Origin of the sequence: Labrenzia sp. THAF82, from assembly GCF_009363435.1 — a bacterium.
In the GTDB taxonomy this organism is placed as follows: Bacteria; Pseudomonadota; Alphaproteobacteria; order Rhizobiales; family Stappiaceae; genus Roseibium; species Roseibium porphyridii.
Window position 1 is genome coordinate 5,421,578 of record NZ_CP045354.1, and the last position, 23,404, is coordinate 5,444,981.

Sequence of the window (23,404 nt, forward strand, 5' to 3'; positions counted from 1 at the left end):
AGGCTTTGCCGCTCAGATCGAGTGGCTATGGGTCGAAAACGCGAAAACGGGGCCGATTGGCCCCGTTTTTGTTTTGCCACATCACGCGTGCAACTTCAGCATGACAACGGCGTTCGGTTTCTTTAGAGCATGCAATCGAGCAGCTCGTTTTCCCCGATCACACCGACAATCGCACCGTCCTTTTGAACGACAACAGGTTCGGTGCTCGACTTTTTCAGTTTGGCGACTTCGCGGATCGGCGTTCCATCTTCACAGGACAGGGCACTGGCCAGCGATCCGGCAAGGCTCCCTGGAGGCACCATGATGTCACGCGCCCTCAGAACATTCAGCGGGTTCATGTGACTGACAAAATCGGCGACGTATTCAGTTGCCGGCGATTTGACGATCTCCTGAGGAGTTCCCAGCTGGATGACCCTTCCGCCTTCCATGATGGCAATACGCGAACCGATCTTGGCGGCTTCGTCGAGATCGTGGCTCACGAAAATGATGGTTCGATTGAGTTCCTTCTGAAGATCAAGGAGCTCGTCCTGCAACTTGTCACGGATCAGCGGATCCAGCGCCGAGAAAGGTTCATCCATCAACAGGATCGGAGCGTCGGTTGCAAATGCCCTGGCCAGGCCGACGCGCTGCTGCATGCCGCCGGAAAGTTCGTGAACGAATTTCTCGCCCCAACCGGACAGCCCTACCAGCTTCAGTTGTTCCTCAACCTTGGCCAGTCGTTCCTTCGCTGACATACCGGCAAGTTCCAGACCAAAGCCGACATTTTCGGCGACCGTACGCCATGGCAGCAAGCCGAACTGCTGGAACACCATCGCAATCCGGTGTCGTCGCAATTCACGCAGATCGTTTTCCGAACAGGTTTCCGGGTTCACGAACTGCTTGCCGTCATGAACCTGGACTTCACCGCGAATGACCGGGTTCAGTCCGTTGACGGCCCGCAAGAGCGTTGACTTGCCGGAACCGGACAACCCCATGAGGACGATGACCTCACCCTCATGAATGTCAAAACTCGCACCGGCAACACCAAGAATCTGACCTGTTTCAGCCTGGATATCCTGCCGTGTTTTCCCTGCATCGATCAGAGGAAGAGCGCTCGCGGGTTTGTCGCCAAAGACGATGTCGACATCTTTGAAGGAAACGACCGGGGTCGATTGTTCTACACTCATCGTTTGCCTCCTTCCTGAGCCCGGAAAAACCGGTCAAGCACGATGGCAATCAGAACGATGCAGACACCGACTTCAAAACCCTGTGCAATGTTGACGGTATTCAGCGCCCTGAGGGTCGGCACACCGAGACCGTCAGCGCCAACAAGTGCGGCAATCACCACCATCGACAGCGACAGCATGATGGTCTGCGTCAGGCCGGCCATGATTTGCGGCAGCGCGTAGGGCAGTTCGATCTTCCAGAGAAGCTGGCGTTTCGTTGCCCCGAATGCCTGACCGGCTTCCAAAAGCGCTGTAGGGGTGGAGGACACACCAAGCTGGGTCAGGCGAATGGGAGCCGGAATGGCAAAGATCACTGTCGCGATCAGTCCAGGCACCATACCAAGCCCAAAAAGAATGAGTGCCGGGATAAGATAAACAAAGGTTGGGATTGTCTGCATGAGATCCAACACCGGGCGGATCGCTGCATAAAAGCGCGGATTATGAGCGCCGAGCACACCGATCGGCACGCCGACTGCCATACATACGACTGAGGCCGCAATGACCAGCGCCAGCGTTTCGGTTGTTTCTTCCCAGTAGCCCTGATTGATGATGAGCAGCAGCGACACGGCAACGAACACCGCGAAGGCGAGCGTGCGATGAACCGCGTAACCGATGGCCACAGCCACAACGACAATGACCAGAGGATGCGGCGTCTGCAACAACCACAAGATCCCATCGATCAGTGTTTCCAGGAATAACGAGATGCCGTCGAATACCCAATAGGCATTGTCAGTCAACCAGTCGACCACGGACCGTGCCCATGGGCCGATCGGCAGTTTATTGTCTGTCAGCCAGTCCAACCCGCCTCTCCGTTCTTTTTGTTCTTAAAAAGGAAAACGCCGGCGGGGTGATCCACGCCGGCGCTGATTTCGCTTCAGGTTAGAGGCCAAGTGCCCCTTTAACGGCAGCGAAGCTGTCACCGCCATCAAACGTTTTTACGCCGACAAGCCAGTTTTCGAAGGTTGCCGGATGCTCCTTCAGCCACGCAGCGGCTGCCTTGTTGGGATCCTCGCCATCAATCAGGATAGCGCCCATGATCTCATTTTCCATGGCCAGCGAGAACTCAAGGTTTTCAAGAAGCTTGCCCACATTCGGGCACTCGCCGGTGTAGCCAGCGCGCACGTTTGTGTAGACGGTCGCTCCACCGTAGTTGGGGCCAAAGATGTCATCGCCACCTTCAAGATACGCCATTTCGAAGCTGGCGTTCATCGGATGCGGCTCCCAACCGAGGAAGACAATGTCATTCTCACGGCGGTTCGCACGAGCGACCTGAGCCAGCATGCCTTGTTCGGAGGACTCGACGACTTCAAAGCCCTTCAGTTCAAAAAGGTTTTCGTCGATCATTCCAATGATGAGGCGGTTGCCATCGTTGCCCGGCTCGATGCCGTAAATCTTGCCGTCGAGATCGTCGCGGAACTTGGCAATATCCGCAAAGCTCTTCAGGCCCTTGTCGTAGGTGTATTTCGGAACGGCAAGCGTGTATTTCGCGCCTTCAAGGTTGGCGCGGACCGTCTCGACGGAACCGTCTTCGCGATACGCCTTGATGTCACCTTCCATGGTCGGCATCCAGTTGCCGAGAAAAATATCGATGTCCTTGTTCTTCAAGGAGGCGTAGGTAACCGGCACGGAAAGGATTTTCACTTCCGGCTCATAGCCAAGCGCTTCGAGCACGACGGATGTGGCAGCGGTCGTTGCTGTGATGTCGGTCCAGCCTACATCAGAGAAACGAACGGTCTTGCAGGCTTCCGGGTCATTTGCCAGTGCGGTTCCGGACATCATCAGTCCAATTGCAAGTGCCCCAGCGAGTTTCGCTGCAATTTTCATTTGAGTACCTCCTTCGGAAAGTCGCTTTTTGTATGTGCAGTGGAAAGTGAGTACTGCCCAGCGTTCAGCTGTCTCGTTCCCCTCACTACAGCTTGAATGAACGCGATCCAAACATCCACCGGGAAAATTTGCAAGTTTTCATTGATTGATTAGTCAATTAAAAATAGATTTCGCTCAGATGTGGAGATCATTATGCCCAAGGTCGGAATGGAAGCGGAGCGGCGGCGAAGCCTTATTGACGCAACTGTCGATGCTATTCATGAGCGCGGATACAGTGACATAACGATGGCTCAGATCGCCAAACGCGCCGGCGTTTCTGGTGGTCTGGTGCACCATTACTTCGGGTCGAAAGATCAATTACTTGCAGCGACGATGCGCCATCTTCTGACGGAGCTCGGCCGCGCAATCAGCGATGGCCTTGCGATGGCGGAAACGCCGCGGCAGCGCATCTCCGCCATCATTGCAGGCAATTTTGCCGTTGATCAGTTCCAGCCGACGGTCATTGCGGCCTGGCTGGCCTTTTATGTTCAGTCCCGGACGACAGACAGCAACCGACGCTTGCTGCGCATTTATGCAGCCAGGCTTGCCTCAAATCTCACGCACGCGCTGCGCGCCTTCCTGCCACGGGATGAGGCGCGACGCGTTGCCGAAGGTACCGCCTCCATGATCGACGGTGTCTGGATCCGCCAGGCTCTCAGCGACACAAAGACCGACCGACAGGCGGCAATCGCCATGGTCGAAGACTATGTCGAAACGCAAATCGCGGCGCATGTCGCACGAACTTCAAACACATGATTAGCCGCGCGGAGCGCAGATGACGGACACGTTCGATTTTATCATTGTTGGTGCGGGCTCGGCCGGTTGCGCCATGGCATCCAGACTGTCGGAAGACGGCACCAATCGCGTTCTGGTACTGGAATTTGGCGGCACAGATGCTGGGCCGCTGATTCAGATGCCAGCGGCTCTTTCTTACCCGATGAACATGTCGCTATACGACTGGGGTTATTCCAGCGAACCCGAACCGCATTTGGGCGGTCGACGCTTGGCCACACCCCGGGGCAAAGTCATCGGTGGCTCGTCCTCCGTCAATGGCATGGTCTATGTTCGCGGTCATGCCTGCGATTTCGACACCTGGGAGGAAATGGGGGCCGCCGGCTGGGGTTATCGGCATGTTCTGCCCTACTACAAGCGACTGGAAACGAGCCACGGCGGCCAGACAGGTTGGCGCGGGACCAACGGTCCCCTTCATGTCCAGCGGGGATCAAAGTGGAACCCCCTGTTCCAGGCATTCAAGGATGCGGGTGAACAAGCCGGCTACGGTGTGACAGGCGATTATAATGGCGAGCGCCAGGAAGGCTTTGCCGATATGGAGATGACGGTCCATCGGGGACGCCGATGGTCCGCAGCGAATGCTTATCTGAAGCCGGCTCTGAAACGCGGAAACCTTGATCTGATCAAGGGCGCGCTTGTGCGCAAGGTCCTGATCGAAAACAATCGCGCAGTCGGCGTGGAATTCGAGACAGGCGGGGAAATTCGTACAGCGCGCGCGGAACGCGAAGTCGTGCTGGCGGCTTCCTCCATAAATTCCCCCAAAATCCTCATGCAGTCAGGCATCGGCGCAGCTGCTGACCTCAGTGCGCTTGGAATCGATGTCGTCGCCGACAGGCCGGGTGTTGGTGCCAACCTTCAGGACCATCTGGAGCTCTACATTCAGCAGGCTTGCGTTCAGCCGATCACGCTCTATAAGCACTGGAACCTTATCTCAAAGGCCGTGATCGGAGCACAGTGGCTGTTTTTCAAGAAAGGCCTTGGCGCGTCAAACCAGTTCGAAGCCGCCGCCTTCGTTCGCTCAAAAGCCGGGGTGAAATATCCCGACATCCAGTATCACTTCCTGCCATTTGCAGTCCGCTACGACGGACAGGCCGCCGCTGAGGGCCACGGATTCCAGGCCCATGTTGGTCCGATGCGGTCAAAGTCACGCGGGGCCGTAAAACTGACGTCCAGCGACCCGCGCTCAAAACCCTCAATCTTCTTCAACTACATGTCTCACGAGGAAGACTGGGAAGATTTCCGCAAATGCATCAGGTTGACCCGTGAGCTCTTCGGACAGGAATCCTTTGCGGACTACCGCGGCAAGGAAATCCAGCCGGGTGACCATGTGCAAAGCGATGAAGCGCTGGATGATTTCATCCGGGAACACGCGGAAAGCGCTTATCACCCCTGCGGCACCTGTCGGATGGGTGCAAAAGACGATCCGATGGCGGTCGTCGATCCTGAATGCCGTGTGATCGGCGTCGATGGATTGCGAGTTGCAGACAGCTCCATCTTTCCGTTAATCACCAATGGCAACTTGAATGCACCTTCGATAATGGTCGGAGAGAAAGCCTCCGACCATATTCTGGGCATCGACCCTCTTCCGGCATCCAATCAGGAACCCTGGATCCATCCGGACTGGGAAACGTCCCAACGCTGAAGCGACCAACCGGTGCGCCGGTACCAAAAAAAGATCAGGAGCCATTTCATGCGCGCCCAACCTCAAGCCTCGCACTATGTCGGTGGCTCATACCTTGAAAGCCAGTCCGGCACGCCATTCGATTCGCTTTATCCGGCGACCGGAGAAGTCATTGCACGCATCGTCTCGGCCGATGACGCGATTGTCGACGCGGCGATAAAGTCCGCAAAAGAGGGTCAGAAAGTCTGGGCGGCGACACCGCCGGCCGAGCGTGGCCGCATCTTGCGCCGCACTGCAGAAATCCTGCGTGAGAAAAACCGCGAACTGTCGATCCTTGAAACTCTGGACACAGGCAAACCCCTTCAGGAGACGCTGATTGCCGATGCCGCATCGGGTGCCGACTGTCTTGAATACTATGGCGGCCTTGCCGCGACACTGACAGGCGAACATATCGAGATCGGCGGTTCCTTTGCCTATACCAAGCGTGAACCGCTGGGTATCTGCTTCGGTATCGGTGCCTGGAACTACCCGATCCAGATCGCGTGCTGGAAAGCCGCTCCTGCACTTGTCTGCGGCAATGCCATGATTTTCAAACCTTCCGAAGTGACGCCACTGAGCGCCCTGAAGCTTGCGGAAGCTTTCTCGGAAGCCGGTCTGCCGGACGGTGTTTTCAACGTCTTGCAGGGCTTTGGAGACGTCGGCGCAAAAATGGTGGCCCATCCGGACATTGCCAAGGTGTCGTTGACAGGATCTGTGCCAACAGGTGCCAAAGTCGCGGCCCTTGCCGGTGAACATCTCAAGAAAACGACCCTGGAACTTGGCGGCAAGTCACCGCTGATCATTTTCGACGATGCGGATATCGAGAACGCTATTTCCGCAGCAATCAACGCAAACTTCTATTCAACCGGTCAGATCTGTTCGAACGGCACCCGGGTTTTCGTTCATAGCGGCATCAAGGAAGAATTCCTGAAGCGGCTCGCGGAACGCACCAAGACAGCCATTCTTGGTGATCCACTGGACGAAGCGACTTCCATCGGACCACTGGTTTCCCGGCAGCAGCTGGACAAGGTGATGCACTACCTCAAGGTCGGTGAGGATGAAGGGGCCCGGCTTGTCTGCGGTGGGAATGCCGCAAAGGTAGACAGTTTCCCTGATGGCTATTTCGTCGAACCAACGGTCTTTGCGGATGTCAGCGACGACATGACCATCGCGCGTGAAGAAATCTTCGGTCCGGTGCTGAGCGTTCTTGATTTTGACGACGAGACGGATGTCGTTGACCGGGCAAACGACACGGAGTTCGGCCTCGCCGCCGGCGTTTTCACCCGCGATATTCAGCGCGCGCACCGGGTCATCGACCGCTTGCAAGCAGGTACCTGCTGGATCAATACCTACAACCTCACCCCCATCGAAATGCCGTTTGGCGGTTACAAGAAATCTGGTATCGGTCGCGAAAACGGTCATGCCGCGATCGACTATTACAGCCAGATCAAAAGCGTTTATGTGGAAATGGGCGGGGTCGAAGCTGCATTCTGACCACAACGACCAAGTGGCACTCTCGATCATCCCCGGCACGAAACGCCGGGGATTTTGTTTGCCCAGCTATTTTGCGAACCTGAGTTTGAACTATATGTCCTGTTGACCCATCTGATCCCGGCGACACCATCGGAGCCCGCATGAACCAGGCAATGCTTGACCCCACCCCACGCAGCTATGCCCCGCATGTGCATCTTCTGAACCGCTCCCAACGAGGTCCTTCCAGCGCTCCAGCAAAACAGACACTTGACGATCTTCACGGCTGGCTTTTGCACGACGCCACCAAGATCGACAATGTCATGCTGATGTTCGAAGAGTTCATGTGGCGCTGCAAGGCGGCCGATCTCGGCATTGACCGCTGTACCCTTCACATCGGGACGCTTCATCCGCGTGTCATCGGCTTTTCGTGGTTCTGGAGCAGCAAAGACGAAATTTGCGACGAGATCGCAGCAGATTCAAATGCCATCAATCAAGAGGCCTTCACCCGCAATCCACTCTACAAAGTCATCATGCAGGGTGAGACGATCAAGGTTGACCTTGAATCGGAAGAAGGTCGAAACTCAGCGCCTCTCATGGGCGAGCTTGCGGAGCAAGGCTTCACTGTCTATGCCGCGGTGCCCCTGAGCGCGACCGGACAGACGTTCAACGCGATGACTTTCGCATCCACCAAGCCCGGTGGTTTCCCTGTCGATGGCAAGGAAAAAATCCGTGGCCTGATCGATCTTCTGGCGCTGCATGTCGAGCGTCACATCGTCCAGCGGATAGCACGCAACGTCGCTGACACGTATCTCGGCCCGATAGCAGGTCGACGTGTCCTGGACGGGGAAATTCGCCGTGGAGACGGAGAGGCAATCGAAGCCGTCGTTTTCATGTCGGATATGCGCGGGTTCACGCAGCTCGCCGATCGGCTCAGCGGCCCGGAAGTCACAGCGATCCTCAACGCATATTTCGACCGAGTGTCCGAAGCCGTCTTGTCCCATGGCGGCGACATCCTGAAATTCATGGGGGACGGCATCCTTGCCGTCTTCGATCAGAAAGCGATGGGGGAAACGGCAGCGGCCAACGCTGCGGTGAAAGCCTCCAAGGCAGCGCTGAACGCAATAGATGAACTGAATGAGGCGCCATTGGATGAATTGCCGGATCCGGCACTCTGGCACCCACTGAAGATCGGTATCGGTCTGCACCGGGGCGAAGTTTTCTTTGGCAATGTCGGAGGCGAAGAACGTCTGGACTTCACAGTGATTGGTCGGGCGGTGAATGAAACCAGCCGAGTGGAATCACTTTGCAAACCACTTGGCCGGGAACTTCTACTGACCGAACCTGTTCGTGCATCCTTATCAGGAGACTTGCGCACGGATTTGAATGAGATGGGAGAACATGCGTTGCGCGGTGTTGGCAAGCCAGTTGCCATTTTTGCAGCCTGATCAACATTCGGTCGCCTAACACTGACTTAGGCGACCCGCATTCTTGTCGGCTCAGGTACTGCTATTTCGTCAGAATGAGCTTGCCCTGTTTGGTGATGGATAGCCGGTAGGTTTCGTCGTTGTGCTGGATCTCGATCTGACGGAGATTTCCGAATAGCTCACGGGTATCCAGCTCAGTTTTTTCTCTTTTCGAGCTTGCAGGCAATGGTGGCCTGTTCCGGCTGGAGGAAGCGAGAGACAGACGTTGCTTCTGGCTGTTAGCGATCAGTGTCATGGCGCGCAAACGGTCCTTGGCCCTTATTGTGCTGCCCGCTAAGGCCTCCTAGAGGAGCAACAGCGGGCGATTTCGACGGCAAAAACAAAAGATGAGTTTTTAACTCCACTTTATACTTGACACTCATACTCAAGTTTTCCTATCAAAGCAATGCCTGATCGAAACGGAATTGGAAATCGCGTCCTCTGGTTTCGTTTCGGACAGGACCCCCGAGCAATCGGGGGTAAAAATGCCAGGCCAGCCAACCGCCCTCTCCTCTCCCTCAGCGGCAAGCCAGCCCGGCCTTTTCTCCAAAGGCATATCAAAAAAGGCGCTTACCAATTGGTAGCGCCTTTTGCGTTTTCATGAGCGTCTAAGTATCAGGCGTTGGCAGCGATCGGTGTTTTTGCGTTATCGATCTTCAACAGGTCGCGCATGCCAAACCGGTCTTCCGACAAATCCGCAATCGACTTTCCGTCGAGGACTTCCATGAACGCTTCAAGCGCTTCATGCAGGAGACCATTGAAACCACAGGACACGATCAATGGGCAATCCTTGCGGCCGCTGTCAAAACACTCTGCCAGCAGGAAGCTTTCTTCCGCAGCACGCACCACCTCACCGACTGTGATCTGCTCGGCCGAGCGGGCAAGCATAACGCCGCCATTTCGTCCACGAATGGTTCTGATCAGATTGGCATCGACCAGCACCTTCATGATTTTGAACAGATGGGTTTCGGACATGTCGAAGCTGGCGGCAATATCTGCGACCTTGCTTGGTTTGTCCGGGTTCACGGCGCAATACATGAGCGCACGAACGGCATAGTTGGTTTGTTGTGTCAAGCGCATGGCATAGATATGCGGTGCGCTGTCACAAAGGTCAATTCAAAATTTGAGTATTAGAGGCGACTTTTCGTCCTAGCCGCCACTTTATCATTGCTTCCCTGTTACTTCAGACAAGGTTTCGATAGCTGAAATAGTCAAAGTCTGCCGTTTTGGCCTGACCGGACGTATCCATCGCGTGCATTCCGACAAAAGCACCGGTGAAATTGCCATGAGCACCGCGGCCCGCAGCTTCGTCGGACAACAGAGTTGCATCAAATGCCGGACCGATCCGGTCCCAGTCACTTCCGGATGTCCGATACCAGAATCGCAGAGCCATTTCCTCAACTGTGACTTTCAATGCAACGGGACCGCTTTCCGGCAACGAAACGGCTTCTTGCAGAGGCGCTTTGATATGTCCCTCCGGATCGTCACCGGGAGAGCTCAGAATTGTCAGAACGCGCCCCTTAACCTCGTCATGCGTTACAGCAAGATAGAAAAACTGCAATTGACCGTAGTATGCGATCAGTCCGGCTGTCTGTTGAAACGTTTCCGGTTGAAAATCGACAAGAGTTTCAGCCTCGTAGTTGTAGTGTGTCTGCCGCCTGGCAACAAACGCCTGTTCGAACCAGCTGCCAACGGATTCGCGTCCAAAAAGCCTCAAATGACCCGGCCGCTCCGTGAGCGAAAACAAACGGTCAGGATAGGGTGTGCGCAGCCACTGAAAAACATCCGGGAGTTCAGGACTGTCGAATTCATGTCGAGCGATTTCCTCTGGGAAGACATGTTCCGGCAGGTTCGGTCCTGGTACGCTCGATTGTGGCGCAACACCGCCAGCTTCCAGCCGCAACCATCCATCATCGCCCCAGACGCATTTCTGGATCGCGGTCTCTCGACCCATCTGACAACGATCCTGACCAAGACGTGGCCGCCCCATCAAATGCACCAGATAGGTTTCACCAGTCTGGGTTTCGACAAAATCACCGTGCCCAGCCCTTTGGATCGGGTTGTCCGGATCGAACCGTGCCGTGACAACATGTTGTTCAGGATGGACGTCATATGGCCCACCAATTTGCCGGGATCTGGCCAGTGTCACCGCGTGATCATAGGCAGTCCCTCCCTCTGCGGTCAGCAGGTAATACCAACCATCACGCTTATAAAGATGCGGGCCTTCGGTCAGGGCGAGCGGAGTGCCCTTGAAAATATTCCGGATGGGTCCGATCAATGCCTGTTTGACGGGATCGTATTCCTGAAGCGCGATGCCGGCGAAGGAATTGTGGCCCACCCGATGGTCCCAGATCATGTTCAAAAACCATTTGCGTCCGTCTTCATCATGGAAAAGCGACGGATCAAAGCCTGAGGAATTTGTGTAGACAGGATCTGACCAGGGACCCTCGATGTCAGGAGCGGTAACAATATAATTGTGCGCATCCTTGAAGGATCCGTCCTTGCGTTTCACATCTGTGTAAACCAACCAGAAAAGACCATCGGCATAGGTGAGGCAGGGTGCCCAGATACCGCAGGAATCCGGATTGCCGCGCATGTCCAGTTGCTCGGGCCGGGTCAACGGACGTGTAACGAGCCGCCAGTTTTTCAAGTCCCTGGAATGATGGATTTGAACGCCAGGAAACCATTCGAAGGTTGACGTTGCGATGTAGTAGTCGTCTCCCACCCGGCAAATGGACGGATCGGGATTGAATCCGGGCAGGATGGGGTTTTGAATATCCTGAGGTGCGTTACTCATTCATTGTCTCCAAAATGCTCACGCTCATATTCCACGGTCTCACGGAGTGTTGGGCGTTGTTCTCAGACTGGTTGGGTGAGTTCGGGACTTTCCGGCAAATTGTCCTTCAAAAACACATCGATACCGATGCGTTCCTGCCCCACAATGATCGGTGCGCCATCGCTGAGCGCCTTCAGAACCCGGATCGCACTGCGAATTTCGTGCCCGGGATCCTGCGCTATCACGGCGTCAAGAATGTTCAATCTCAGGGCCTGGCTGGTATAGGGTGTCAGTTCATGCCCCACAAAGACGATGTCACGCGCACGCCCCGAGGCCTGCAAAGCAGCAATCGCGCCACGATTTCCTGCGCCAATGTTGTAAAGACCGGCCACATCCGGGTGGTCGTTCAAAAGCCTTTGAACCAGATCCTGGTTGCGCGCGTTGTCATCGCGCCCTTCGCGCACTTTCAAAAGCTCCAGATGAGGGAAATCCGCCTCGATCACGGACCGACAACCGGCAAAGCGATCCGCATGATCCCGCAACCCGAGTGAGCCCGCTATAAGACCAATCTTTGCCGGCTCACTTGGTAGGAAACGCCCAAGAAGCCGCCCTGCTGTCCTGCCGGCGGCCACATTGTCGATGCCCACAAAATGTTGACGTGTCGAAGATGGATGATCCGACACAAGCGTGACCACCGGCACTCCACGATCCTGAAGCCTGTCAATTGCCGCGCGCACTTCCGGGAAAGCCGGAGCAACGACCGCAACACCGTCGCAAACCGAACTGTCCAGAATGGCCAGGGTCCCGGCGACACGGTGGCCATCGAACGCATCAATCGGCTCGACATGGACATGCATCCGGTCGCTGCTCAAGGATTGCGCATGGGTGGCAGCTTCGCGGGTCAGGTCTTCCATGAAGGCATTCGGACCGTTGGGGATCAGGAAATGGAAACGGTAAAGGCGCTTCTTCGCAAGCCCGGCTGCAAACACATCGGGCTTGTAGTTTAACGTGTCGACAGCCTTCTGGACCTTTTCGATGGTTGTCTTGCGCACACCCGGGCGTCCGTTCAGCACCCTGTCAACGGTTGCAAGGCTAACGCCGGCTGTTTCGGCCACATCGTGTATCGTTACGCGCTTCATTCCGACCTCTTCTCCGGCGCAAGTATACCGACGAATGAGGTGCGGTCATCAAAAAATACGCATCTGCGTAAACTGCTGTAGCTATTAATTATTTCTGGGTCAGACGACCTGCCCCGCTGCATGGCCCGAAGACCAGGCCCACTGGAAGTTAAATCCGCCAAGATGCCCGGTGACATCGACCACTTCGCCAATGAAGTAAAGGCCTGACACCTTGCTGGCCTCCATGGTCTTTGACGACAATTCCCTGGTGTCGATACCGCCAAGCGTCACTTCCGCGGTTCGATACCCTTCTGTTCCGACAGGTGTCAGTTGCCAGCGGTTCATTTGTTCACCGGCCCGGCGCAGAACCTTGTCGGATTGGTCCGCAAGCCGGCCCTTGAGCTTGTAAACTTCTGCGAGTTCATCTGCCAGCCTGTTCGGCAGAAGTGAGCCAAGAGCAGTCTTGAGGTCCTGTCTTGGCACCTCGTGCCGCGCTGTCTTCAAGACATCGAACACATCCGCCTCGGGAACAAGATTGACCGAAATCGGCTTGCCTTCCTCCCAATAGGATGAAATCTGCAGGATCGACGGACCAGAGAGCCCGCGGTGTGTAAACAAAAGCCCTTCGCGGAAGGTCGTTTTCTGAAACGACACATTCGCGTCCAGTGAAACACCAGCCAGGCGGCCACACAGGTCTTTGTTCGCATCAGAAAATGTCAAGGGAACGAGAGCGGCGCGCGGCGCGATAACTTTCAAGCCGAACTGTTTTGCCAGATCGTAGCCGAACCCTGTCGCCCCCATTTTCGGGATGGAGGGCCCACCCGTTGCAACAACCAGCGACTGCGTCCTGAGAGGTCCTTTGGAGGTTGAAACGGAAAACCTGTCATCCGGTTTTTCAACGGCTTTGATATCCGTTTCCAACTGAAGCTTGCCACCGGCGCGTTCCAGTTCGTCAAGTAACATCCGGATGATGTCCTTTGCACTCTCATCGCAAAAGAGCTGGCCAAGCGTTTTCTCATGCCAGGCAATGCGGTGCTGCTCAACAAGTGCCAGAAAATCATGCTGTGTGTAGCGCTTCAAAGCAGAGACACAAAAACGCGGATTCTGAGACAGGAAATTCGCAGGCGTACAATGAAGATTGGTGAAATTGCACCGCCCGCCACCGGAAATGCGGATCTTGTCGGCGGGTCGTTTGGCATGGTCGAACACCATCACCTTGCGCCCACGCCTGGCCGCCTCAATCCCGCACATCAATCCCGCGGCTCCGCCGCCGAGCACCAATACATCCAGATCACGCATGGGCGGCTGTATAGCGGCTTTCAGAGGCAGCGGTAAGAGATAACTTCATCTCCTGCCGGATCAAAGGTCGGCGGTCAATTGTCGCTATGAGCCTAGCTCGATCGCTTCCAGTCTTCGGACCATGATGATGTCATCTACCTGGCGGCCCTCGTGCACGAAACCACCGGGGATTCGACCTGCTTCGACAAAGCCTTCACGCCGATAAAACCGAAGAGCCGACTGATTTTCCGCACTTGCGGAGAGTTCCAGCTGCTGCACGCCATGCGCAACCGCATATGCTACGACAGCCTCCAGAAGATCCTTGGCAACCCCCTTGCCGCGCAGACCTGCACGGACATAGACCATCGCAATCGTGGCACGGTGCGCCATCTTGCTTGCGCTTTGTCGAAGCAGACCGGTGATGCCCACAGGCTCTTCATTGAGGAAAGCTACAAATACGGGACTTTCCAGACGTCGGCGCCATTCATCGTCTGAAAGTTTTGTCCAGTCTTCATAGCTGCTTGCGAAAGACGCCGGTTCCAATTGGAGAGCTTCCAATCGGATGCGCTTGAAAAGCTCAACTTCATTGCTTCCGATACGTCTGACGTTTGCAATTTGATGGTTCACATGCACCTCCGGAACATGTTTGTCATGCGAAATTCAAGTCTGCGGGTCAAGACACTCTGCAAAGCCAAGGACAGCAAAAAACCGGCGACCCTTTAAGGCCGCCGGTTTCGTTGCTTCGCCTTATTGCTTGAAAGGGCTTACTTCATTTCCGTCAGCATCTCGAAACCGTTGGAGCCGACTTCCCAGAGCGCGTAAGTGCCCGGGACATCGCCATTGGCGTCGAAATTATGGTCGCCCGCAGCACCCTTGTAGTCGATGGCAGTGCCGGCTGCGATCAGCTCTTTCGCCTTTTTCCACTCGCCCGGCAGAATGGCTTCACCTTCGCCGTTGGAAACCTCGACCATGGCAGCAGCCGCACCGGCCTTGTCGCCACCGGCCTTTTCAAGCGCAAGCGCCATCAGGAAAGCTGCGTCATAGGACGTGCTGACGAAGATCGCATCCGGATCGCCGCCGACAGCCTTGAAAGCTTCGTTGAAGACATCCAGCGACTGAGACTGTTCACCGACCGGTGAAGAGGCCACAAACGTGCCGAGGTTTTCAGCACCCAGTTCATTGATGATGGCGTCGGATTTCATGCCGTCACCACCGACAAACTTGTCGAAGAAGCCGTTTTCCAGTGCCTGACGCAGGATCGTGAGGCCTGTGCCATCGCCATAGTCGAAGATGACCAGCGTGTCAGCGCTACCCTTCACAAGTTCAGCAAGGTTCGAGCGATAAGACGCCTTGCCCTCTTCATGGGCCGCAAACTGGGTGATGTCACCGCCGAGTTCATCGACATATTCGGCCTTGAACGCATTGGCGAGGCCGGTGCCGTAGTCGTTGTTGAGGTAAGCAACCGCAACCTTGCCATAGCCCTGTTCTTTCAAGGTACGCGCCAAGGCACGACCCTGATAGTCATCGGACGGCACAGTGCGGAAAACAGTTCCCTTGTCCTCAAGGCTTGTGATTTCCGGAGACGTGCCGGACGGGGTGATCAGCGTGATGCCTGCAGGAATGGTGACGGACCCGGCGGCCGCCAGAACTGCGCCGGAGCAATGCGGGCCGACAATGCCGGCAACGCCTTCAATGTTGACCGCTTTGGTGGCGGCGTCCGTACCATTTTGCGGATTGCAGGCACTATCGCCGACAACGCCGACCAGCTTTTCGCCGTCGCCGATGCCACCTTGTTCGTTCACCTGCTGGATCGCAAGCTGCGCAGCGTCGACCATGGCTGGCGCCATGGCGGCGATCGGTCCTGAAATACCGCCGATCAGGCCAATCTTGACATCTGCCTTTGCAGGAACAGACGCAAGCGCAGTCGCGGTCATCAGGCCAGCTGCAAGCGCAATAAGCTTGGTTTTCATAATGAGTACCTCCTCATAAATCCGGTCTTTGCCGGGTCTTTGGGTTCTTTTGCCCCCGTGTCGCAGTGTTGCAGGCACGGGACCTGGGAACGGACTAGTGTGGCTCCGTACCCGATTGCGATGTCCGCCTGTCGCCTCGCAAAGGCTCCGGTAACAGGCCCTCTGGCCGAAACCGCAGAACCAGCTGCAGCATCAGGCCGATCAGGAACAGGCGGATGTATTTCGCCTGGACCGCATATTCATGCGGAAGTCGGTCCGTTGCAATCTCTGAAACAGACCAAATGATCCACACAACCGCAGCACCCAAAATCGCGCCCCGATTGTTGCCTGACCCGCCGAGGATCAACATGATCCAGACGAGGAACGTGGCAACCATTGGGTCGATCGCCTCAGGCGTGATCGAGCGGTTGAAATGGGCGAACATCGCCCCGGCGAGCCCCATCAGGGCTGCGCCGAAAATGAATGCTTCAAGACGGCGGAACTCAACGTCCTTGCCCATCGCCTTGGCCGCGCTTTCATTGTCACGGATCGCCCGCATCATGCGCCCCCAGGGAGCATTGAACTGACGCTCCACCAGAAAATACGCTGCGGCCAGAACCGCAAGCACGATGACGAGATAGGCAATCTGGGACTCCATGTAGCCAATGTCGCCAGCCGGGCGCGGAATGCTGGATATGCCCCGCGCACCATTTGTGAGCGCCGGTTCGGACTTGATCACCAGGCGAATGATTTCGGCAACGCCAATGGTGGCGATTGCCAGATAGTCCGAACGAAAGCGAAGACATATCTTACCGATCGGCCATGCAATCAGCCCAGCGGCAAGCATCGCACCGAACCAGCCAAGCACGAAGTGCAGATCGAAACCGCCAATACGCCCGTCATCGGCGGCCGTCGACAGGATTGCAGATGTATAGGCGCCAACAGCAAAGAACCCGGCAATACCAGCGTTGAAGAGACCGGCGAAACCCCATTGGATATTAAGACCAAGCGCAAGGAGCGCATAGATCGCGATAAAGATCGCCATGAAGAGGGCGTAGTTGACAAGACCCAGAATTTCCATGTCCGGCCCTCCCCTTACAAGACCTTGCCCTTGAGCAGCCCCGTGGGGCGCACAAGCAGCATGAACAACAAGATGGCAAAGGCCATTGCGGCCTTGTATTCGCTTGGAATGAAGAGAACCGACATCTCTTCCGCGATGCCGACGATCAGTCCGCCAAGCACGGCGCCTTCAACCCGCCCAACACCCCCAAGAATGGCAGCTGCGAACATCGGCAGCAGCATGTGCCAACCCATCATGGATTTCAGCTCGGTGTTCAGGCCGAGGAAGAATCCTGAAGCCGCACACAACCCACCGGCGATCCCCCAAGTCAGCATGACCACCTTTTTGTTGTCTATGCCGGACAGTAGCGCAAGGTTCGGATTGTCCGACATGGCACGCATCGCCTTGCCCCATTTCGACCGGGTCAGAAACAGTTGCAGGACACCCACAAGAGCGACCATCGCCAGAACCGTATAGATTTCACGGTCGCGAATGCGCAGGCCGAAATAGTCTTCCGGTCGCACAATCCCGCGCGTGTAGGTTTGAGTGTCGACACCCCAGACGACCTGAACCACCGACCTGACCATAAGCGCAATGCCGAGCGAGGCCATCACAGTGACGATTTTCGGGCGCTCGCGCAGGTGCTCATAAAAGACCTTGTCGATGCCAATTGCGACGGCTCCCGTTGCAATGATGGCAAATGGCAGTGCCACAAGTGGCGATATGCCCAAACTTGTCACAACGGCCAGAGCGATGAACGCACCGAGCGTCGCCAGATCCCCATGCGCAAGGTGGGCGTAGCGCAGAATGGCGAAAATCAACGTGATGCCAACAGCGCCGAGCGCATAAATGGATCCCAGCACGATACCCGGAATGAGATAGAAATTTATCAGCTCCAAGAGGTCCATTCCGGTCAGCCTCCCAAGAACATTTCAGCGACTTCACGGTCGGCAAGGAGTTCGCCCCCGGAGCCTTCGTGCCTGTTTTTACCAGCTGCAAGGACATAGCCACGATCGGCAAAAGCGAGTGCCTGCTTGGCGTGCTGCTCGACCAGCAAAATGGCAACACCGGTATCACGCACATCGCGGCAGATCTGAAAAATCTGTTCCATGTATTTCGGCGACAGACCTGCTGTCGGTTCGTCCAACAGCAGCAGCTTCGGGTCCAGCATCAGGGACCGGCCCATGGCCACCATCTGGCGCTGGCCGCCCGACAAACTTCCGGCCAGTGTCTTGCGTCGTTCTTTCAGGTCCGGAAACAACGCATAGACGCGATCATAGGCGGCCGAGAGGTCACCCTGCTTCAGAAACCCGCCCATTTCGAGATTTTCGTGGATCGTCATTTCCCGGAAGATATTGTCGACCTGGGGTACATAGCAGATACCACGCTGAACGATCCTGTTGGGTGCCCATCCGGTGATGTCGTCACCGTCGAACAGCATCTTGCCGCCCCGGATGTTCAAAAGACCGAAGACGGATTTCATCGCTGTGGATTTCCCGGCTCCGTTTGGACCAACGATGACAACGATCTCGTCCTGATCCACATGGATGGTCACGTCCTGCAGGATGTCGGCTTCACCGTAGCCACCCGTGATTTTGTCCATCGAAAGAAGTGCGTTCATGCAGCATCTCCCGTGGTTTCGCCAAGATAAGCTTCCAGCACCTGCGGGTTCGAGCGTACGGTTTGAAAATCCCCCTGGATAAGGACCTGACCCTCTGCCATACACACAACCGGCGCGCAGAGTTTTTCAATCATTTCCATGTCGTGTTCGATCAGAATGAAAGTGTAACCGCGCTCCTTATTCAGGATATCAATCTTTGCTTCCAGTTTGCGCAACAAGGTTCTGTTGACACCAGCAGCCGGCTCATCAAGCAGAACCAGTTTGGCGTCGGTCATCATTGTCCGACCCAGTTCTAGAAGCTTCTTCTGCCCGCCGGAAAGGTTGCCGGCCGGCTCGTGAGCGACATGGCTCAGCTCCAGAAACTCAAGTGTTTCATACGCTCTTTTCTCGACATCTGACTCTGATACCCTGACGCTTCCCCAAGCGAACCAGTTGGAAAAGAGGCGCTCCCCAGGCTGTGACGGCGGCACCACCATCAGGTTTTCCAGAGCGGTAAGCTTGTGGAATTCGTGCGGTATCTGAAAGGTGCGCACCAGGCCTTTGTGAAACAGTTGGTGGCTTGCCAGCGGAGTGACGTCTTCGCCGAGGAACCGAATACGCCCGTTTGTCGGCTGCAGAGCACCGGCTATCAAATTGAACAAGGTGGTCTTGCCCGCGCCGTTCGGACCGATCAGCCCAGTAATACTGCCCTTCTCGACACGGAACGAGCAGCCATTGACCGCCTTGAATCCGCTGAAATCCATAACGAGCTCTTCAAGCTCAAGCATTCATGCTCCCCGCCGATCCCACGGCCTGTTTTTTTCTTTCATTGACCGCAGCGTATCGGCGAACTGTTCTTCAAACAGGGCGCAAAACGGCCCGCATCAGCGCGGCATTCAGCCCTTCTAACTTCATTGTCAGGGCAATCAACTCAAAATCTCCAGGTTCCACTACAGAAAGGGCAAGATTTTTCAAATTCCCAAGAACTCTGGAACGTTCAATCCAGTTACTGCACTGGTCATCAAAAACTTACGGCGCACAAGAAGCAACACCGCCACCTGGTGGTTTCTACCGCCTGCACTTCGCGCATAGTTGCTGCAAGCGAAAGAGCGCACCCAAAAACGCCCATCATTGCCTTGGCTCATGTCACTCTTGAAGGGGGACTTCTTCGATCAGTCTGGCGATGAGCAAGTGCACATGAGTGACAGACTTCGATGACACTCTCCTTGGAAAGTCAGAGACTTCGGCTTTTTTGATACTGACAAAAATTACAATACCCGGCCTCTCTGCTTTAAAAAGCGTCTTTTGTGTACAGATAAGGTCCGGTTTCTCTGCAGTTCTTCTTATTTGGAATTGCGCAGCTGTTTACGCCAGCTAAACTGAATTGGTGATTCACTCGGACTTGTGGGCCCAGTCCATTTAGCATTTGGCACCCAATCGCGAGGCACCAAACTGGCCGATACAGTAAACCTGCGTTACCTTGATGCTGAAGCCGGGCATCTGCCGACGGACACCACCGCCGGTCATTTGATTGATACTGGTTTGATCGGGTCAATCTATGACCGGCTTGATACAGCCGTGTGGATCTTTGATTTCGACCAGAAACGGGTTTTGTGGGCCAATCGCAAAGCGCTTGAAGTCTATGACGCGTCGACGCTCGAGGAACTCAAGTCCCGCGACCTGGGTGCCGACATGTCTCATTCAGTGGATCAGCGGCTCAGGCAGTACCAACAGGACTTCACCAACCGCGACGTCAGCTTTTCGGAAATCTGGACACTCTATCCCCGAGGGAAGGCTCAGGTTCTCCAAGTTGTTTTCAGCGGCATTCATCTTCTCGATGGGCGTGTTGCAATGCTCTGCGAAGGCCGCCCCCACCACGAGCAGCAACCTGAAACACTGCGCAGTGCAGAAGCGCTTCTGCATACACCTGTCATGATTTCGCTGTTTTCGATGGACGGCCATCCGATTTACCGCAACACCGCATCGCGTGCGGTTTGCTGCACGTTTGAAACCACTTTCGCGGACCAATTTGTCGATCCTGGCGAAGAAGCTCACCTCATTCAACTCCTCGAGGAAGAACGGTCGTCCAGGCGTGTCTCGCGTGTGAAAACCCGCGGAGGCAATCGCTGGCATGAATTGACAGTGCGCACATGCCACGATGCGGTTTCTGGCCAACAGGCCTATCTAGTCAGCGAAATTGACGTCACCGAATTGCATGAAACCAAGGAGAGAGCCCAGTATCTTGCCAGCCACGATACGCTGACAGGCCTTTCAAACAGAACCTACCTGAAAGAGCGTCTTGCTCAGGTGCTCAAGACGGCGTCCGATTGGGGACAGAGTGCGACGCTCTATCTGGTCGACCTCGACGACTTTAAAATGGTCAACGATTCGCTCGGCCACGCAGCCGGAGATGCGTTGCTGCAGCTGATCGCCAACAAGTTGACGGAACTCGCCGGCCCGGACGATATCGCAGCTCGTCTTGGCGGTGACGAGTTTTTGATCTGCCACATCGAGAAGCCCGGTGGCCGCAGCGCGGACTGGTTCGGCCAGGACCTGTTGCAAGCCTTCGCGGCGCCGCAACTGATCGACGGCAAACCCCGACATATCGGACTGAGCATCGGTTACGCGCACTTTCCGGGCGATGGCCAGACCATTGATGAATTGATGCGGCACGCGGACCTTGCCCTCTATCAGGCGAAAACGGACCCGAAAGAAAAATGCGTCCAGTTTCAACAACACATGCGCCTGCTGAGAGATCAGCACCTGGCAATCAAAAAGGATCTTGAACGCGCTATCCGCGAACATGAATTCACGCTTCATTTCCAGCCGATAGCCTGCACGCAGACAGATCGGGTGATCAGCGCCGAGGCCCTGATCCGCTGGCAACATCCCGAAAGAGGCCTTGTAGCGCCCGATGACTTCATTCCCGTTGCGGAGGAAACCGGGCTGATCAATGAGATCGGTGAATGGGTCAACCGGCAGGTCTGTTCCATGCAGGCGCGTCTGGCGGAAATGTCGCTGCCGCTTCCGCTGGCGCTCAATGTTTCACCGCGCCAGCTTTCAGATCCTGATTTTGTCAGCAAGATGAAGGCCCTGCCAATAGAAACAGGGTGCGACCCTTCAATGCTTTCGATTGAAATCACCGAGGGTGTGCTGCTGGGTGACATACCAAATGCACTGGAAACACTTTCCAGTTTGAAAGAAGCTGGCTACCGGATTGTCATTGATGATTTCGGAACCGGTTACTCCAACCTTGCCTATCTGCACAACTACCCGATTGACGGCATTAAGATAGACCGGGTTTTCATGGAAGATGTTGAAGCCGGTGGTGCGATCGTGAAGCTGGTCCTCTCCTTGGCGTCGGCACTTGGCGCAGATGTTGTGGCGGAAGGTGTCGAAACCATCGAACAGCGCCGATGGTTGTCTGAGAACGGTTGTCATCGGTTTCAGGGTTACCTTTATTCAAAACCTGTTCCGGAAGACCGGTTTCTTTCCATGCTCCATACGCAATCGCGTATCGCGACGATGTAGGCGCGCCAGAAACGAACCACAGTCATCGCCTGAAGAAGGCGAAGTCGGGTGCTTTCCCGGTTCGTTCGGGTATTTGCAGTTTTTTCCTGAAAAACCCGGCACAAGCGCACGACTGTTTCGTGCTATGTCGCAAATGGCACAAATTTTCGCGTTTGAACGCTCCAGCCACATACTCTATCTGGTAGTGTCAATACGTAGTTCAAACCCCATATTTCTTCTTCCTTGATGGCTCTGGTGACATGTTCATAAGCGTCTTCGACATCTTCAAAATCGGCATTGGGCCGTCCAGCTCACACACGGTTGGTCCAATGGTGGCTGTAGCTCGTTACCTTGACCGGGTCCGGGGTCTTGCCGGTGCAGAGGCCAAGGCCTCGCGTCTTACAGTGACACTTCATGGATCGCTCGCATTCACCGGCAAAGGCCACGCCACGGACAAGGCTGTCTGCCTGGGACTGCTCGGTGCCAAACCGGACACGCTTGATCCCGATGACGTTGAACCGCAGCTTGACGTGTTGGCGCAAAGGAAGACACTCCAGATACCGGGACTTCCCGAACTGCAGTTCGATCCGGACCGTGACGTGATTTTCGACTACGGCCCTTCGTTGCCTCTCCATGCCAATGGCATGACATTCCATCTCTTGGATGCAAGCGGCGCTCTTATCGATACGTTTGTCTATTACTCGATCGGTGGAGGTTTCGTGGTGAGTGAAGCGGAACTGCGCAAAACCACAAACGAACCAGTGAATGAGCTCGCCAGCCAGGATGTACCGCATCCCTTCACCAGCGCCAAAGAGATGCTGGAAATGGGGAAAGAAGCAGAGCTGTCGATTGCGGAAATGAAACTGCAGAACGAGTGCAGTGACATACCTCAGCATGAGGTCGAAGAGGGTATCGACCGGCTCTGGTCGGCAATGGACGCCTGCATCAATCGCGGCATCACTCTGACGGGCATCCTGCCCGGTGGACTGAAGGTCAAACGCAGAGCAGCCGACATTTATCAAAAACTCATCCGCGAAGGCCGGACGAACCCGCCTTTCGAGCATAATGTCGTCGACTGGCTCGGGGTCTATGCCATGGCAGTTAATGAGGAAAATGCCGCCGGAGGCCGGGTTGTGACAGCGCCGACAAATGGCGCTGCAGGCGTCATCCCGGCCGTGACGCGATATTACCTCGATCATTGCGCGGACGCCGACCAGGCCGGCATTCGCACATTTCTCCTGACGGCTGCGGCTGTCGGCGGCATCATCAAGGCGAATGCCTCCATTTCAGGCGCGGAAGTCGGATGCCAGGGAGAAGTCGGCTCTGCCTCAGCTATGGCTGCCGCAGGTCTGTGCGCTGCACTTGGCGGCACCAACGAGCAAATCGAAAATGCGGCGGAAATTGCCCTGGAGCATCACCTCGGTATGACCTGCGATCCCATTGGAGGTCTTGTTCAAGTCCCTTGTATTGAGCGAAACGCACTTGGTGCGGTGAAGGCTGTTACGGCGGCCTCCCTTGCCTTGCGCGGTGATGGCTCACACTTCGTTCCGCTTGATGGTTGTATAGAAACCATGCGGCAGACCGGTATGGATATGATGGAACAATACAAGGAAACGTCGAAAGGCGGACTGGCAGTCAACATCGTTGAATGCTGAGC

20 protein-coding genes are annotated in these 23,404 nt (G+C 55.7%); 6 read left to right on the forward strand and 14 right to left on the reverse strand.

What is annotated here, in order from left to right; translation table 11 throughout:
* Positions 1–122: 122 nt before the first annotated feature.
* The 3 genes from choV to FIV00_RS24845 all read right to left on the reverse strand — a co-directional run bounded on the left by choV (position 123) and on the right by FIV00_RS24845 (position 3,029).
* The gene (gene choV / locus FIV00_RS24835; RefSeq protein WP_152503261.1) at positions 123–1,166 is read right to left on the reverse strand and encodes a choline ABC transporter ATP-binding protein; all 1,044 of its coding nucleotides are present in this window, start codon (positions 1,164–1,166) and stop codon (positions 123–125) included.
* Positions 1,163–2,005 carry a choline ABC transporter permease subunit gene (gene choW / locus FIV00_RS24840; RefSeq protein ID WP_152503262.1) on the reverse strand — a complete coding sequence of 281 codons (843 nt, stop codon included), beginning with the start codon at positions 2,003–2,005 and terminating at the stop codon, positions 1,163–1,165. The genes choV and choW overlap by 4 nt, the downstream gene beginning before the upstream one ends.
* Positions 2,006–2,084: 79 nt before the next feature.
* Positions 2,085–3,029 carry a choline ABC transporter substrate-binding protein gene (locus tag FIV00_RS24845; RefSeq protein ID WP_152503263.1) on the reverse strand — a complete coding sequence of 315 codons (945 nt, stop codon included), beginning with the start codon at positions 3,027–3,029 and terminating at the stop codon, positions 2,085–2,087.
* A gap of 192 nt (positions 3,030–3,221) precedes the next feature.
* On the opposite strand from FIV00_RS24845, the gene betI reads away from it, so the two are divergent.
* From betI to FIV00_RS24865, 4 genes are all read left to right on the forward strand, one after another.
* On the forward strand, positions 3,222–3,824 hold the full coding sequence (gene betI, locus FIV00_RS24850) for a transcriptional regulator BetI (RefSeq protein ID WP_152503264.1): 603 nt from the start codon (positions 3,222–3,224) through the stop codon (positions 3,822–3,824).
* 19 nt (positions 3,825–3,843) lie between these two features.
* The gene (betA, locus tag FIV00_RS24855) at positions 3,844–5,502 is read left to right on the forward strand and encodes a choline dehydrogenase (protein ID WP_152503265.1); all 1,659 of its coding nucleotides are present in this window, start codon (positions 3,844–3,846) and stop codon (positions 5,500–5,502) included.
* Between the two features lie 48 nt (positions 5,503–5,550).
* Positions 5,551–7,014 carry a betaine-aldehyde dehydrogenase gene (gene betB / locus FIV00_RS24860; protein WP_152503266.1) on the forward strand — a complete coding sequence of 488 codons (1,464 nt, stop codon included), beginning with the start codon at positions 5,551–5,553 and terminating at the stop codon, positions 7,012–7,014.
* Between the two features lie 140 nt (positions 7,015–7,154).
* Positions 7,155–8,438, forward strand: a complete 1,284-nt coding sequence (locus tag FIV00_RS24865; protein WP_152503267.1) for an adenylate/guanylate cyclase domain-containing protein — start codon at positions 7,155–7,157, stop codon at positions 8,436–8,438.
* A gap of 61 nt (positions 8,439–8,499) precedes the next feature.
* Here the strand turns inward: FIV00_RS24865 and hemP are convergent, their stop codons facing one another.
* The 11 genes from hemP to FIV00_RS24920 form a co-directional block, all read right to left on the reverse strand.
* Complete coding sequence (gene hemP, locus FIV00_RS24870) at positions 8,500–8,712, reverse strand: hemin uptake protein HemP (protein WP_152503268.1); 213 nt, start codon at positions 8,710–8,712, stop codon at positions 8,500–8,502.
* A 359-nt stretch (positions 8,713–9,071) separates the two neighbouring features.
* Positions 9,072–9,536 (reverse strand): Rrf2 family transcriptional regulator, encoded by a 465-nt coding sequence (locus FIV00_RS24875; RefSeq protein ID WP_152503269.1) that lies wholly within the window; start codon positions 9,534–9,536, stop codon positions 9,072–9,074.
* Positions 9,537–9,639: 103 nt separating this feature from the next.
* Positions 9,640–11,253 carry a glycoside hydrolase family 43 protein gene (locus FIV00_RS24880; protein ID WP_152503270.1) on the reverse strand — a complete coding sequence of 538 codons (1,614 nt, stop codon included), beginning with the start codon at positions 11,251–11,253 and terminating at the stop codon, positions 9,640–9,642.
* 62 nt (positions 11,254–11,315) lie between these two features.
* Positions 11,316–12,371, reverse strand: a complete 1,056-nt coding sequence (locus FIV00_RS24885) for a LacI family DNA-binding transcriptional regulator (RefSeq protein WP_152503271.1) — start codon at positions 12,369–12,371, stop codon at positions 11,316–11,318.
* Positions 12,372–12,470: 99 nt separating this feature from the next.
* The gene (locus FIV00_RS24890) at positions 12,471–13,649 is read right to left on the reverse strand and encodes an NAD(P)/FAD-dependent oxidoreductase (RefSeq protein WP_152503272.1); all 1,179 of its coding nucleotides are present in this window, start codon (positions 13,647–13,649) and stop codon (positions 12,471–12,473) included.
* An 84-nt stretch (positions 13,650–13,733) separates the two neighbouring features.
* Positions 13,734–14,255, reverse strand: a complete 522-nt coding sequence (locus FIV00_RS24895) for a GNAT family N-acetyltransferase (protein ID WP_247649280.1) — start codon at positions 14,253–14,255, stop codon at positions 13,734–13,736.
* Between the two features lie 137 nt (positions 14,256–14,392).
* On the reverse strand, positions 14,393–15,598 hold the full coding sequence (locus FIV00_RS24900) for an ABC transporter substrate-binding protein (protein ID WP_152503273.1): 1,206 nt from the start codon (positions 15,596–15,598) through the stop codon (positions 14,393–14,395).
* Between the two features lie 94 nt (positions 15,599–15,692).
* Complete coding sequence (locus FIV00_RS24905; protein WP_152503274.1) at positions 15,693–16,658, reverse strand: branched-chain amino acid ABC transporter permease; 966 nt, start codon at positions 16,656–16,658, stop codon at positions 15,693–15,695.
* A 14-nt stretch (positions 16,659–16,672) separates the two neighbouring features.
* Positions 16,673–17,545 (reverse strand): branched-chain amino acid ABC transporter permease, encoded by an 873-nt coding sequence (locus FIV00_RS24910; RefSeq protein WP_152503275.1) that lies wholly within the window; start codon positions 17,543–17,545, stop codon positions 16,673–16,675.
* A 5-nt stretch (positions 17,546–17,550) separates the two neighbouring features.
* A complete protein-coding gene (locus FIV00_RS24915) occupies positions 17,551–18,258 on the reverse strand; it encodes an ABC transporter ATP-binding protein (protein ID WP_152503276.1) in 708 nt (235 codons plus the stop codon).
* The gene (locus tag FIV00_RS24920; RefSeq protein WP_152503277.1) at positions 18,255–19,025 is read right to left on the reverse strand and encodes an ABC transporter ATP-binding protein; all 771 of its coding nucleotides are present in this window, start codon (positions 19,023–19,025) and stop codon (positions 18,255–18,257) included. The genes FIV00_RS24915 and FIV00_RS24920 overlap by 4 nt, the downstream gene beginning before the upstream one ends.
* A 616-nt stretch (positions 19,026–19,641) precedes the next feature.
* On the opposite strand from FIV00_RS24920, the gene FIV00_RS24930 reads away from it, so the two are divergent.
* Positions 19,642–21,768, forward strand: coding sequence for a bifunctional diguanylate cyclase/phosphodiesterase (locus FIV00_RS24930; protein WP_209006702.1), 2,127 nt, complete (start codon positions 19,642–19,644; stop codon positions 21,766–21,768).
* Between the two features lie 239 nt (positions 21,769–22,007).
* Positions 22,008–23,402, forward strand: coding sequence for an L-serine ammonia-lyase (locus tag FIV00_RS24935; RefSeq protein ID WP_152503278.1), 1,395 nt, complete (start codon positions 22,008–22,010; stop codon positions 23,400–23,402).
* Positions 23,403–23,404: the final 2 nt, after the last annotated feature.